Origin of the sequence: Vibrio pomeroyi (assembly GCA_041879425.1) — a bacterium.
GTDB lineage: Bacteria > Pseudomonadota > Gammaproteobacteria > Enterobacterales > Vibrionaceae > Vibrio > Vibrio pomeroyi_A.
The window spans coordinates 853,947-866,243 of the sequence record CP090854.1 but is presented as its reverse complement, the minus strand read 5'-3'; the positions used below and the strand labels follow the sequence as shown (position 1 = coordinate 866,243).

Annotated in this window: 12 protein-coding genes; 4 read left to right on the top strand and 8 right to left on the bottom strand. The window is 44.4% G+C overall.

Features of this window, described 5'->3' with window-relative positions; genetic code table 11:
* Positions 1-29: 29 nt before the first annotated feature.
* Positions 30-1,163: a 23S rRNA pseudouridine(2604) synthase RluF gene (rluF, locus tag L0992_03910; GenBank protein XGB67838.1), complete on the top strand. Its 1,134-nt coding sequence runs from the start codon at positions 30-32 to the stop codon at positions 1,161-1,163.
* Positions 1,164-1,295: 132 nt separating this feature from the next.
* Here the strand turns inward: rluF and ybaK are convergent, their stop codons facing one another.
* The 8 genes from ybaK to hemA form a co-directional block, all read right to left on the bottom strand.
* On the bottom strand, positions 1,296-1,769 hold the full coding sequence (gene ybaK, locus L0992_03905; GenBank protein XGB67837.1) for a Cys-tRNA(Pro) deacylase: 474 nt from the start codon (positions 1,767-1,769) through the stop codon (positions 1,296-1,298).
* Between the two features lie 119 nt (positions 1,770-1,888).
* Positions 1,889-3,550 (bottom strand): bifunctional UDP-sugar hydrolase/5'-nucleotidase UshA, encoded by a 1,662-nt coding sequence (gene ushA / locus L0992_03900; protein XGB67836.1) that lies wholly within the window; start codon positions 3,548-3,550, stop codon positions 1,889-1,891.
* Positions 3,551-4,007: 457 nt separating this feature from the next.
* Positions 4,008-4,862, bottom strand: a complete 855-nt coding sequence (gene kdsA, locus L0992_03895) for a 3-deoxy-8-phosphooctulonate synthase (GenBank protein XGB67835.1) — start codon at positions 4,860-4,862, stop codon at positions 4,008-4,010.
* Between the two features lie 22 nt (positions 4,863-4,884).
* On the bottom strand, positions 4,885-5,694 hold the full coding sequence (locus L0992_03890) for a SirB1 family protein (GenBank protein XGB67834.1): 810 nt from the start codon (positions 5,692-5,694) through the stop codon (positions 4,885-4,887).
* 28 nt (positions 5,695-5,722) lie between these two features.
* Positions 5,723-6,106 (bottom strand): SirB2 family protein, encoded by a 384-nt coding sequence (locus L0992_03885; GenBank protein XGB67833.1) that lies wholly within the window; start codon positions 6,104-6,106, stop codon positions 5,723-5,725.
* A 204-nt stretch (positions 6,107-6,310) separates the two neighbouring features.
* Positions 6,311-7,183, bottom strand: coding sequence for a peptide chain release factor N(5)-glutamine methyltransferase (gene prmC, locus L0992_03880; protein ID XGB67832.1), 873 nt, complete (start codon positions 7,181-7,183; stop codon positions 6,311-6,313).
* A gap of 4 nt (positions 7,184-7,187) precedes the next feature.
* Positions 7,188-8,276 (bottom strand): peptide chain release factor 1, encoded by a 1,089-nt coding sequence (gene prfA / locus L0992_03875; GenBank protein XGB67831.1) that lies wholly within the window; start codon positions 8,274-8,276, stop codon positions 7,188-7,190.
* Positions 8,277-8,304: 28 nt separating this feature from the next.
* On the bottom strand, positions 8,305-9,564 hold the full coding sequence (gene hemA, locus L0992_03870) for a glutamyl-tRNA reductase (protein XGB67830.1): 1,260 nt from the start codon (positions 9,562-9,564) through the stop codon (positions 8,305-8,307).
* 160 nt (positions 9,565-9,724) lie between these two features.
* On the opposite strand from hemA, the gene lolB reads away from it, so the two are divergent.
* Genes lolB through L0992_03855 form a run of 3 tightly spaced genes read left to right on the top strand, consistent with a single transcriptional unit; the run spans position 9,725 to position 12,216 of the window.
* Positions 9,725-10,372, top strand: coding sequence for a lipoprotein insertase outer membrane protein LolB (gene lolB, locus L0992_03865; protein XGB67829.1), 648 nt, complete (start codon positions 9,725-9,727; stop codon positions 10,370-10,372).
* The gene (ispE, locus tag L0992_03860) at positions 10,369-11,244 is read left to right on the top strand and encodes a 4-(cytidine 5'-diphospho)-2-C-methyl-D-erythritol kinase (protein XGB67828.1); all 876 of its coding nucleotides are present in this window, start codon (positions 10,369-10,371) and stop codon (positions 11,242-11,244) included. Before lolB ends, ispE begins: the two co-directional genes overlap by 4 nt.
* A 27-nt stretch (positions 11,245-11,271) precedes the next feature.
* Complete coding sequence (locus L0992_03855; protein XGB67827.1) at positions 11,272-12,216, top strand: ribose-phosphate pyrophosphokinase; 945 nt, start codon at positions 11,272-11,274, stop codon at positions 12,214-12,216.
* The last annotated feature ends 81 nt before the right edge of the window (positions 12,217-12,297 follow it).

Below are 12,297 nucleotides of genomic sequence, written 5' to 3'. Positions count from 1 at the left end.
TTTCCGTTGTGAAACGCTAAGAGAATATCATGTCACAAGAATCCCAAGCTAAACGCCTTAATAAGTACATCAGTGAAACTGGTTTTTGCTCACGCCGCGAAGCCGACAAACTCATTGATGCTGGCCGAGTTACTATCAATGGTAAGATCCCAGAGATGGGTACGAAAGTAATGCCAGGTGATGACGTTGAGATCGACAACAAGCCCGTTCGTTCGAAAGAAAAGCCTATCTATATTGCCCTGAATAAGCCGACCGGTATTACTTGTACTACTGAGCGAGATATTCCAGGCAACATCGTTGACTTTATTGGTCACCATAAGCGTATTTTCCCAATTGGTCGCCTTGATAAACCATCTGACGGTCTTATCTTCCTGACCAATGATGGTGACATCGTAAACAAGATTCTTCGCGCGGGTAACAACCACGAAAAAGAGTACGTAGTTCGTGTCGACAAGCCGATTACCGGTGAGTTCTTACAGAAAATGGCAGCGGGTGTTCCTATTTTGGATACGGTGACTTTGCCATGTAAAGTAGAGAAAGAGACTAAGTTTTCTTTCCGAATCACACTAACGCAAGGCCTTAACCGCCAAATCCGTCGCATGTGTGAAGCGCTTGGTTATGAAGTTTTCAAACTTCGCCGTGTACGTATTATGAACATCTCTTTAGACGGCATTCCAAATGGCAAATGGCGCTACCTGAGCGACGAAGAGATCACTGAAATCTTAGCGATGTGTGAAGGTTCAGTAAGTACTGAAGATGCGTCAAAGATGAACGCGAAAGGCCAGCGTATTCGCAAAGCGACGGACGCTAAACTTTTTGATAGCCGTGAAGAGAACCAAACCTCAACAGCACGCCGCAACCAAAAAGAGAACCGTACTCGTACTTATCGCGGTAACAATGCCGATGAATTCCGTCATGCGCCTAATTCAAAGCGTGGTCGTAACTCATCGAATAGTGAAAGCGGTGGCAATACCGAGAACTGGAAATCGAACTCTCGTTCAGAGCGCTCTAATTCAGATAGAAACAGTTCGGATCGTAATCGCACAGACCGTAACAACAACGATCGTAAAAGCGGTAAACCTGCAAACCGTAGCCAAGACTCAAACAGACCAAACAAACCGGCACCTAAGCGCGTTGGTGGTACATTAGGTCTTAAGAAGTAATATACCTCTTTAATACAGAAACGCCCACTAGGTTATCTTAGTGGGCGTTTTTTGTTGTTGGCTAAGTCAAAACTAGGTACGAAGGTCGGCATTTAGCTCGACAGATTAATACCTTTCATTATCGCTCGCCTGCTACAAACACAAATCAGTAAATTGAGCTCGGGTAAGCAAGGCTAAGTCCTTTGGAGCTAGCTCGATTTCCAAGCCCCTCTTTCCTGCACTCACACATATCGTTTCAAAATCCGTCGCAGTGGAATGTACAAAGGTAGGTAATGCTTTCTTTTGACCAAGCGGACTGATTCCACCAACAACATAGCCCGTGGTTTTCTGCGCGATATCAGGGTTAGCCATCTCTGCCTTTTTTCCTTTCGCCGCTTTTGCTGCAAGTTTTAGGTTTAGCTTTTGGTCCACAGGAATAACCGCCACAGCCAAGTCTTTAGCCACACCGTTCAAACAGAACAAAAGCGTTTTGAACACACGTTTAGGATCCTGACCAAGCGCTTCAACCGCTTCCAAACCATAGTTGGTATTGTTGGCATCGTGATGATACTGATGAACGCTATGAGCGATTTTCTTTTTCTTGGCGAGATTGATTGCTGGGGTCATAACAAATCCAAACGATAGATAAACAAAAAGCGACGCCGAGGCGTCGCTTTAGTTAAATTTATCATAGTGCTAGAGTCAATCTAATTCAGCACCTAGTGATTAAATTTAATTGGGTTCAATTACTTGTAAACCATTTGACCAGAAGGTGCGTACTTGTTCACGTCTACTGGGCTGTTTGCTTCTAGGTACTCTTTCAGTACTTCTGCATCAACAAAGCCAGTGTTTACGTAACCAGGGTGGTCAGACAGTTTAGGGTAACCGTCACCACCAGCTGCGTTGAAGCTTGGTACTGTGAAGCGGTATGTTTCGTCTAAACGAAGTTGCTTGCCACCGATGAATACATTCGATACTTCACCGTTTGCTACTGTCATTGAGATGCCAGCAAACTGTGCGTAAGCACCAGAATCGATTGGTTTAGTCGCAACTACATTTAGGTAATCTAGAACTTCTTTACCCGTCATGTCTGTGTAAGTCAGGATGTTTGCAAAAGGTTGTACTGTTAGTACGTCTTTGTAAGTTACATCACCGGCTTCAATTGAATCACGTACACCACCAGAGTTCATCACAGCGAAGTCTGCTTTTGCACGCTCCATGTGAGAAGTCGCAATTAAACGACCTAGGTTAGTCTGTTGGAAACGAACAACGTTACGGTCACCTTCAAGCTTGCCATTAGTTTCAGCAATTTGAACTTCTAGCTGTGCTTGGCCTTGCTCTTGGAAAGGACGTAGGAACTCAAGTAGTTCTGGGTCTTGTGCGATTTCATCTTGAATAAAGACACGCTGTTTCTTGCCGTCAATCTTAACTTTTTTCTTAAGGTTAACTGGAACAAGATTGTAGCTCACCATCTCTAGCTCGCCATTACGGAATTCGTAGTCAGCACGGCCTACATATTTGCCCCACTCGTGAGCTTGAACGATGTAAGTACCATTTTGAAGGTCAGGTTTACACTCATCACCCGGCTTGAAGTTTTTCTTCGCAACGTTAGGCCCTTCCATACATACAGGCTCTTGAGAGTGACCACCAACGATCATGTCTAGGTCACCTTCATCTAGGTAACGGGCTAATGCCACATCGCCCGGTGCGTTAACGCCACGCTGACCATTTTCATAGTGGCCCATGTGAGTCACTGCGAAGATAAGATCTGGTTTTTCTGTTTCTTTAAGTTCAGCGATCAGTTGCTTCGCTTCTTCTTTAGGATCACGGAAGTCGATACCAGCGATAAACTCAGGGTTACCAATCTTTTGAGTATCTTCAGTTGTTAAACCAATAACCGCAATCTTGATACCTTGCTTTTCGAACATCTCGTAAGCTTGGAACTTGCGTTCGCCTGTCGCTTTATCGTAGATGTTTGCAGACAGCATTGGGAAGTTAGCCCAATCGATCTGCTTTTGTAGTACGTCTAGTGAGTTATCAAACTCGTGGTTACCTAATGCCATTGCATCGTAACCAATCTTGTTCATACCTTTGAAATCAGGTTCAGCATCCTGAAGATCTGACTCTGGCACACCTGTGTTGATGTCACCGCCAGATAGAAGCAACACGCTACCGCCTTCTGCTTCAACTTCCGCACGAAGTTGATCAATTAGCGTTTTACGCGCAGACATGCCGTATTCGCCGTATTTGTTCTGCCAGAAACGACCATGGTTGTCGTTAGTGTGAAGAATAGTTAGCTTGTAAGTTTCGTCTTGGTTCCAATCATGGGTCGATTGAGACGCACAACCAGCTAAAGTAGCTAGGATTGCAGCACTTAGTGCTGTCTTTAGAATAAGGCGTTGCTTCATTGTCATACCTTTGAACTTTTTAGGGGAATCCACTGCTTCAACCGCTCTCATTTAGCCAATGTCGACTTAAGAAACATCGTTAGAGAATGGTAAAACTTGAAGTAGTTTAAATTAAGACAGTAAACCTAACAGAGTGATTTCATATTTATGTAGGATAGATCACCTTAATCCGCTATCGAGTGTGTAACAAAGCGGCAAAGTTGCATTTGAGCAAATAAGTGATCACAGGCAAACGTTTTCATAATTTTTTATGATTATTTGTGATTTACTCAATTCAACGCTCCAATTAAGTAATCCTCGTTAAATTTATTTTATTAATCAAAGTCTTGAGCGTTATGTTATAACACCTCAAAACATACATTAGCTTGGTTTGAATATGTCGAAATACCGATAACTCATTTAACAATAGGTACAAAAAAGCCGGCATTTGCGCCGGCTCTTAATTCTTGCAATTCGATTATTTGATATCGATGTGTTCGAAGCCTTTGATAAGATCATCAAGTGCTTTCATCTGCTTCAAGAACGGCTCTAGTTTATCTAGAGGCAGTGCAGATGGGCCGTCACAACGTGCTTGGTCAGGGTTCGGGTGAGCTTCGATAAACAGACCCGCAATACCTGTCGCAAGACCCGCTTTCGCAAGTTCAACCGTTTGCTCACGACGACCGCCAGATGCAGCACCTGAAGGGTCGCGCATTTGTAGAGAGTGCGTCACGTCGAAGATGATTGGGCTGCCGTTTGAAGACTTCTTCATAACGCCAAAACCAAGCATATCCACAACAAGGTTGTCGTAACCCATACAAGCGCCACGTTCACATAGGATGATCTTGTCATTGCCACACTCAGCAAACTTATCAACGATGTTGCCAACTTGGTTCGGGCTCATGAACTGAGGCTTCTTCACGTTGATTACAGCGCCAGTCTTCGCCATCGCTTCAACTAGGTCAGTTTGACGAGCTAGGAATGCTGGAAGCTGGATAACATCAACCACATCTGCAACTGGCTGAGCTTGTGCTTCAGTATGAACATCAGTGATGATCTTCACGCCGAATGTGTCTTTTAGCTCTTGGAAGATTTTAAGACCTTCTTCCATACCAGGACCACGGTACGAGTGAACAGAGCTGCGGTTCGCTTTATCGAAAGACGCCTTAAATACATAAGGGATACCCAGCTTCTCTGTTACTTTTACGTAGTGCTCACAGATCTGCATTGCTAGATCGCGAGATTCAAGAACGTTCATGCCTGCAAATAGCGTGAATGGCTTGTCGTTAGCAATTGGCATATCGCCAATGTGAACTGTTTTCTGTTCCATCATATTCTCTCTAAATAATTATTAATTAGTGAACGACCACTGTCTTTTCGTTCATGACGTTCACTTGAGATTTCAGTAACTCAGATGCAGGGTCATCTGGGCATTGGTCGATAAAGTATTGATAATCCGTTGCTGCTACTTGGTGGCAGTCTAGCTGTTGATAGATAAAGCCACGATCGCGGATTTCATACGGATCATCCGGTACAAACGTTAATGCAAGGTCAGTACATTTCAATGCAAGCGTATAACGCTCTTCTCTTAGTAATGCACTCTTAAGCAATGCGAGCCACTTACCAATAATGGTTGGGTGGTCGGCCACTTCTAAATGCTCCGCTTTAAGCTTAGCTAATGGGCCATCATGCCCAATCAGCCACGCACGCAACGTCTGCTCGCCAACATACTCACCGTTGTAAGGGTTAATATAGACAGCAGCTTGTCCGTACCAGCTCACTTTAAGCAAGAACTGAGTTGGGAAAGAGACACCTTCTACAGGAAAGCCTAGCTTGCGACCTAGAAAAAGAAAGATCGCGCCAAGGCTTACTGGAATGCCTTTCTTTCTCTCAAGTACTTTATCAATGAATGCGTTTTCTGAAGAGAAGTACGCATCTTTATCGCCAGTGAAGCCCCACTCGTAGAAGAAGAGTCGAATAAAAGACTCAAACTTCTGCTGTTCGTCGGTTTCATGAACCAAAGCAAACTCAGCTTCTTTAAACAATCTTGCCAGCTCTTGCTCAGCCCAACTGTCTTGAGTTTCTGGGTTAATCGCTTTATTTAAGATCAATGCACCTTCAGCTAATTCTAGCTGGTCAAAGTCTTCATCAAAAAATTCGTACATAGATAGTTAACCGAAAATAAGGAGATAATTAACCGAAAAATGTTGGTGTCTTCGTCATTGCGATTTTGCCTGCCATTGCTAACCAGCCAAGTGCACCGAAGAACGAGAAAACTCTCAATAGCTTGTTCTTACCTAGCTTAAGCGCAAAGAAACCCAATGCGATGTAAGCCATAACACAGGTTAGTTTTTCGGTTAACCATGGTGCCGCCGGTGTAAATGGAATAAAACCAGTGATAAAAATCAAACCAATACCCGATAGCAGTAGCAACGAGTCATTGATATGAGGAAAACGCTGCAAGAAAGGATGCTTAAGCTTCGAAGAGTTAGCCATCATAAGAGCGAATCGAATCGAAAGCAGCAGTGCGCTTATCGCAATCGTTAGTAAGTGAAAATGTTTCAAACCTTCGTACATGGTATTCCTTTATATTTTTATATGTGCTTTCGTTAACACGAGCCACACAATACCCGTTAATGCTCTGTATTTCTGCGCTAAATGCATCACCGAGTGAAATGTATTGTCGAGTTAAAGGTATAAATCTAGCAAGTTCATCATCTATTGCTCACAAGATGATTAACCGCAGCCGATGGACAGTTACTATCTATGAACAGTCACTACCTATGAACAGTAACGACCCAATGTCACTCGGTCATTACCACCGTAATCTTTCTCTGTGACAACATCTAGATAACCGAGCGCCTGCATTATCTCACGTACTGCCAAGCCTTGATCGTAACCGTGTTCAAACGCCAACCAACCTTCATTTTCCAAAAAGCCACGTGCATTTTTAGAAATGTATCGAATGTCAGCCAGTCCTTTCTCTTCAGCAACCAATGCGGTAATTGGCTCAAAACGCACATCCCCTTGAGATAAATGAGGGTCATCTTTCTCAATATAAGGTGGGTTAGAGACAATTAAAGAGAACTTGGTATCGTTGCCATCAGAAGCTAGCTCGCTTAAAGGATCAAACCAACTGCCATGTAAAAACGTAGCGTTGGTGATGTTTAAGCGCTTCGCATTTTCTGTCGCAAGCTCTTGAGCTTCAGGACGCAGATCAATACCCGTCACAGGGCGATTTGGCATTTCAGACGCCAGCGCCAATGCGATCGCACCTGTACCCGTCCCCAAATCTAGAATCGCACCTTGTTTGCCATAGGTTTTATCCAAAGCCACTTCAACCAAACGTTCAGTGTCTGGACGAGGGATTAAAGTAGAAGGAGAGACTTTTAACGGCAATGACCAAAACTCTCGCTCACCAACAATGTAAGCCACTGGCTCACCGGATAAACGACGTTTTAGTAGGATATTGAATTCAGATTCTTGTTCTGAGGTGAGATGCTTCTCAGGCCAAGTAAGTAGGTAAGATCTTGGTTTGTCTAAGGCGTGACATAGCAGTACCGCAGCATCAATCGAGGGCGATGTGTTATCGCCCTCTTGTAGCTGCACGATTGCTGCTTTTAATGCACTTTCAACCGTATAAGCAGACTGCATATCGTTAGTTATTTTCTGCCAATGCTGCAAGTTGGTCAGCTTGGTGTTCTTGTAGAACAGGATCAAGCAGACTTTGCATATCACCTTCCAAAACTTCGTTCAGGCGGTAGATAGTTAAGTTGATGCGGTGGTCAGAAACACGGCCTTGTGGGTAATTATAGGTACGGATACGGTCACTACGGTCACCAGAACCTAGTAGGTTACGACGTGTGTCAGAGATTGCTGCCGCACGGCGCTCTTCTTCCGCTTGAACGATACGAGCCGCCAGAACTGCCATCGCTTTCGCTTTGTTTTTATGCTGAGAACGCTCGTCTTGACACTCTACTACTGTACCTGTTGGTAAGTGAGTAATACGGATTGCTGAATCCGTGGTGTTAACGTGCTGACCACCCGCGCCTGATGCACGGAAGGTATCAATCTTAAGATCGCCCGCTTTGATTTCTGGAAGATCCGCTTCTGGGATCTCTGGCATAACAGCAACAGTACATGCAGATGTGTGAACACGGCCTTGAGATTCTGTCTCAGGTACACGTTGTACACGGTGACCACCTGATTCAAACTTCATTGTGCCGTAAACACTGTCGCCACTGATCTTAGCGATCATCTCTTTGTAGCCGCCTTGTTCTGAGTCATTGCTGCTCATTACTTCAACGCGCCAGCCTTTCTTCTCTGCAAACTTAGAGTACATACGGAAAAGGTTACCAGCAAAGATACCAGCTTCATCACCACCCGCACCTGCGCGGATTTCTAGGAAACAGTTGCGCTCATCGTTTGGATCTTTTGGAATAAGAAGAATCTGTAGCTCATCAGTCAGACGCTCAATCGCTGCTTTCGCATCTTTGATTTCATCTTGAGCCATCTCACGCATTTCTACGTCGTCTTCGTTTGCCATCTCTTCAGCAGCTTCTAGATCTTCTTTAGCTTGCTGGTATGACTGGAAGCAAGCTGTCACTTCTTCAAGTTGAGAGTACTCTTTTGAAAGTGCACGGAATTTGTCTTGATTCCCGATTACATCTGGATCACCAAGTAGATGTTGAACTTCTTCATAGCGTTCAACAAGTGTTTCAAGCTTTACTAGAATCGAGGCTTTCATAATGTCTTATCTTGTTGGAGGTCTAATATTATTGAGGGTTTTCTAAGCCCAAACTCTGTCTAATGACCATTAATTTTGCAGGTTCTCCTTGCTCAGCTGCACTTTGAAGTGCGCGCGTTGGAGCATGGATCAATTTGTTTGTGAGCTTATTGCTGAGCTCGAGTAAAACTTTTTCAGGGTCACCGCCAGCGGCAAGTGATTGTAAACTTTTACTTAATAATTCTTCGCGGATTTCGTTAGCCGATTTACGGAAATCTCGAATACTGTCTACCGCTTGCAGTGAGCGCATCCAACTCATGAACGCAGCACTTTCTTCACTGACGATCGCTTCAGCTTGAATCGCTTCAACTTTACGTTGTTCGATATTGCCATCAACGATCGACTGCAAATCATCAACTGAATAAAGGTAGGCATCGTTCAGATCACCAACCTGCGATTCAACATCACGAGGAACGGCAATATCAACCAATAGCATAGGCTGATGCTTTCTTGTTTTTAGAGCAGTCTCAACCATACCCTTACCGATAATAGGTAACGGACTTGCGGTTGAGCTGATAACGATATCCGCTCGGTGCAGATGATCAGGAATCTCATTCAAGCTGATCACCTCAGCACCAAACTCTTCAGCTAGCCCTAGAGCACGCTCTCGAGTTCGGTTCGCCACTATCATTTTTGTACAGCCATTCGCCGAAAGATGCTTAGCCACCAGTTCAATGGTTTCGCCCGCGCCCACCAGTAACACGGTTGAATCGGCGATGGATTCAAAAATATGCTTGGCTAAGGTGCAAGCTGCGTAAGCAACAGAAACCGCGCTTCCGCCGATTTCAGTCTCAGTTCGAACACGCTTCGCAACAGAAAATGATTTCTGGAATAGTTTTTCCATTGAAGCATCAACGGATTTGTTCTCTCGCGAGTCCGTATACGCTTGCTTCACCTGACCTAAGATCTGCGGTTCACCCAAGACTAAAGAGTCCAAACCACAAGCAACGCGCATTAAGTGCTTAATCGCGGCTTGCTCTTCATGGATATAAAGGCTTGGTTTTAGCTCTTCAGGGCTCACTTGATGGAAAACTGATAACCAATCGATAAGTTTGTTCTTAGCCACGCCTTTAACGTCGCAATACACTTCAGTTCGATTACAGGTAGAAAGTATGACACTTCCATTCACGTGTGCATTTGCGTTAAGTTGCTTGAGTGCCTCAGATAATTTATCTGGACCAAAAGCGACTTTTTCTCGCAATTCAACCGACGCTGTATTGTGATTGATACCTACGGCAAGCAAAGACATGTATCAGAAGTTCTCGATCAGGGAATGGAAACAAGGGGCGAATTTTACTTGATGCATGGCTCTATTTAAAGAGCAAGCGGGATTTGTTTTCCTGAGTTCGTGAATTCAATGCTATAGTTGAAGCGTTTTTTAGATAAATTTGAACAAGTTGTGAGCAAATATGAGCAAACTTCGTAGAATCACGTCTCTTATTTTTATGACCATAATTATGGTGGGTTGCTCGTCTATACCTGAACAACCGACCAGTGTTGAGTGGCAAAGTCACCAAAACCGACTTCTACAGATAGAAAACTACCAAGCCTCGGGCAAGCTCGCCTACATTTCTCCAGAGCAGCGCCAAAGCCTAAACTTCATTTGGAAACATTCACCAAATCAAAGTCAATTGAGGCTCACTACGTTTCTCGGTCAAACCGCATTGAACCTGACTATAGATCCGTCGGGTGCCAAAGTGGTGACCTATGACGACCAAGTATTTACTCACGCAAGTGCCTCTCTATTGGTTGAGCAACTGACAGGTTTACAGATCCCTATTGATCACCTGCCTCAATGGTTTTTGGGTATTCCAGATCAAGCCGACAGCTACCAGTTAAATACAACCAACACGCTTGAGTATCTAACCAAACAAGTCAGCAGCCAGCTATGGACACTGAACTTCGCGAATTATCGAAATACAGAGATGCCTAGTAATCAACTATCGGATGAAGGCAACGCGAATGTAGAAAGCATCCCCCTCCCTACTCGATTGTCATTCAAGCAAGACGATAACAAAATCAACATTGTAGTTTCGAAGTGGACACTGAAAAAATGATAACAACGCCAACGCATTGGCCTTCTCCGGCTAAACTGAATCTATTTCTTTACATCACAGGTCGACGTGACAATGGCTATCACGAGCTTCAAACCTTGTTTCAGTTTGTCGATTTTGGCGATGAACTAACGGTTACCGTTAATGAAGAAACAAACTCAATCACCATTACACCGGAAATCCCAGGCGTTGCGACCGAAGACAACCTGATTTGGAAAGCCGCCACCGCCCTTCAACAATATACATCGACTTCTTTCGGTGCCGATATTGAGCTAAAGAAAGTACTTCCGATGGGAGGTGGCATTGGTGGAGGTTCTTCAAATGCCGCAACCGTGTTGGTCGCACTGAACTATCTATGGCAACTCAAGCTATCGGATGATCAGCTCGCAGAGATCGGATTGAAACTTGGCGCTGACGTTCCTGTGTTCGTTCGAGGCCATGCAGCCTTTGCAGAAGGCGTTGGAGAACAGCTTCAACCCGCTAATCCGGATGAAAAATGGTATCTCGTTGTTAAACCTCAAGTGAGCATAGCAACTGTAGACATATTCACACATTCAGAATTAACTCGAAATACGCCGAAGCGAGCGCTATCAACGCTTCTAGAGCAAGAATACGTAAACGATTGCGAAAAAATTGTGCGAATGCTGTACCCAGAGGTTGATAAGCAACTTTCATGGCTGCTACAATACGCGCCGTCGAGATTGACTGGCACTGGTTCATGCGTTTTTGCTGAATTTAGCAGCAAAAAAGAAGCCGAATTGGTGTTGGAACAACTGCCTGACACAGTTTCCGCTTTTGTAGCGAAAGGACGAAACATTTCTCCTTTAAAAGAAACTTTGGCTGAATACCACTCAGCCCACCCACAATCTATTTAAAACTGGACGCAACCCGAGGTTTCCACCGTGCCTGATATGAAGCTATTTGCTGGTAACGCAACACCTGAACTAGCCCAACGTATTGCTGATCGTCTATACATCTCTCTTGGCGATGCTACTGTAGACCGTTTTTCTGATGGCGAAGTCGCTGTTCAAATCAATGAAAACGTTCGTGGTAGCGATGTATTCCTGATTCAATCAACTTGTGCACCAACCAATGACAACCTAATGGAATTGGTGGTAATGATTGACGCAATGCGCCGTGCTTCTGCTGGCCGTATTACTGCTGTAATCCCTTACTTCGGTTATGCCCGTCAAGATCGTCGTGTACGTTCTGCTCGTGTGCCAATTACTGCAAAAGTTGTTGCAGATTTCCTTTCTAACGTTGGCGTTGACCGCGTTCTTACTATCGACCTACACGCAGAGCAAATCCAAGGCTTCTTCGATGTACCTGTTGATAACATCTTCGGCACTCCAGTTCTTCTAGAAGACATGGCGAACCGTGGCCTAGAAAACCCAGTTGTGGTTTCTCCAGACCTTGGTGGTGTTGTACGTGCTCGTGCTACTGCTAAAGCGCTAGGTGATGTTGACATCGCTATCGTTGATAAGCGTCGTCCACGTGCTAACGTTTCTGAAGTAATGAACCTAATCGGTGATGTTGAAGGCCGTGACTGTGTTATCGTTGATGACATGATCGATACGGGTGGCACACTATGTAAAGCAGCTGAAGCGCTTAAAGAGCGCGGTGCCAAGCGTGTATTCGCTTACGCAACTCACGCTGTTTTCTCTGGTACTGCTGCGAACAACATCAAGAACTCTGTTCTAGACCAAGTTATCGTAACGGATTCTATCTCTCTATCTCCAGAGATGGCTGCGACAGGTAAAGTAACAACACTTAGCCTTTCTCGCATGCTTGCTGAAGCGATTCGTCGTATCAGCAACGAAGAATCAATCTCAGCGATGTTCAACTAATCAACGCTTCATAGCTTTTTTTTACAAAAGCTTAGTTTTAGAAACACGTTAGAAAAAGACATCAAGCACTTCATTCAATGG

Coding starts and splice junctions, on each gene's coding strand:
- lolB (XGB67829.1), top strand. CDS start 9,725: ATGAGCAAACTTCGTAGAATCACGTCTCTTATTTTTATGACCATAATT.
- rluF (XGB67838.1), top strand. CDS start 30: ATGTCACAAGAATCCCAAGCTAAACGCCTTAATAAGTACATCAGTGAA.
- ushA (XGB67836.1), bottom strand. CDS start 3,550: ATGAAGCAACGCCTTATTCTAAAGACAGCACTAAGTGCTGCAATCCTA.
- ispE (XGB67828.1), top strand. CDS start 10,369: ATGATAACAACGCCAACGCATTGGCCTTCTCCGGCTAAACTGAATCTA.
- ybaK (XGB67837.1), bottom strand. CDS start 1,769: ATGACCCCAGCAATCAATCTCGCCAAGAAAAAGAAAATCGCTCATAGC.
- kdsA (XGB67835.1), bottom strand. CDS start 4,862: ATGATGGAACAGAAAACAGTTCACATTGGCGATATGCCAATTGCTAAC.
- L0992_03885 (XGB67833.1), bottom strand. CDS start 6,106: ATGTACGAAGGTTTGAAACATTTTCACTTACTAACGATTGCGATAAGC.
- prmC (XGB67832.1), bottom strand. CDS start 7,183: ATGCAGTCTGCTTATACGGTTGAAAGTGCATTAAAAGCAGCAATCGTG.
- L0992_03890 (XGB67834.1), bottom strand. CDS start 5,694: ATGTACGAATTTTTTGATGAAGACTTTGACCAGCTAGAATTAGCTGAA.
- prfA (XGB67831.1), bottom strand. CDS start 8,276: ATGAAAGCCTCGATTCTAGTAAAGCTTGAAACACTTGTTGAACGCTAT.
- hemA (XGB67830.1), bottom strand. CDS start 9,564: ATGTCTTTGCTTGCCGTAGGTATCAATCACAATACAGCGTCGGTTGAA.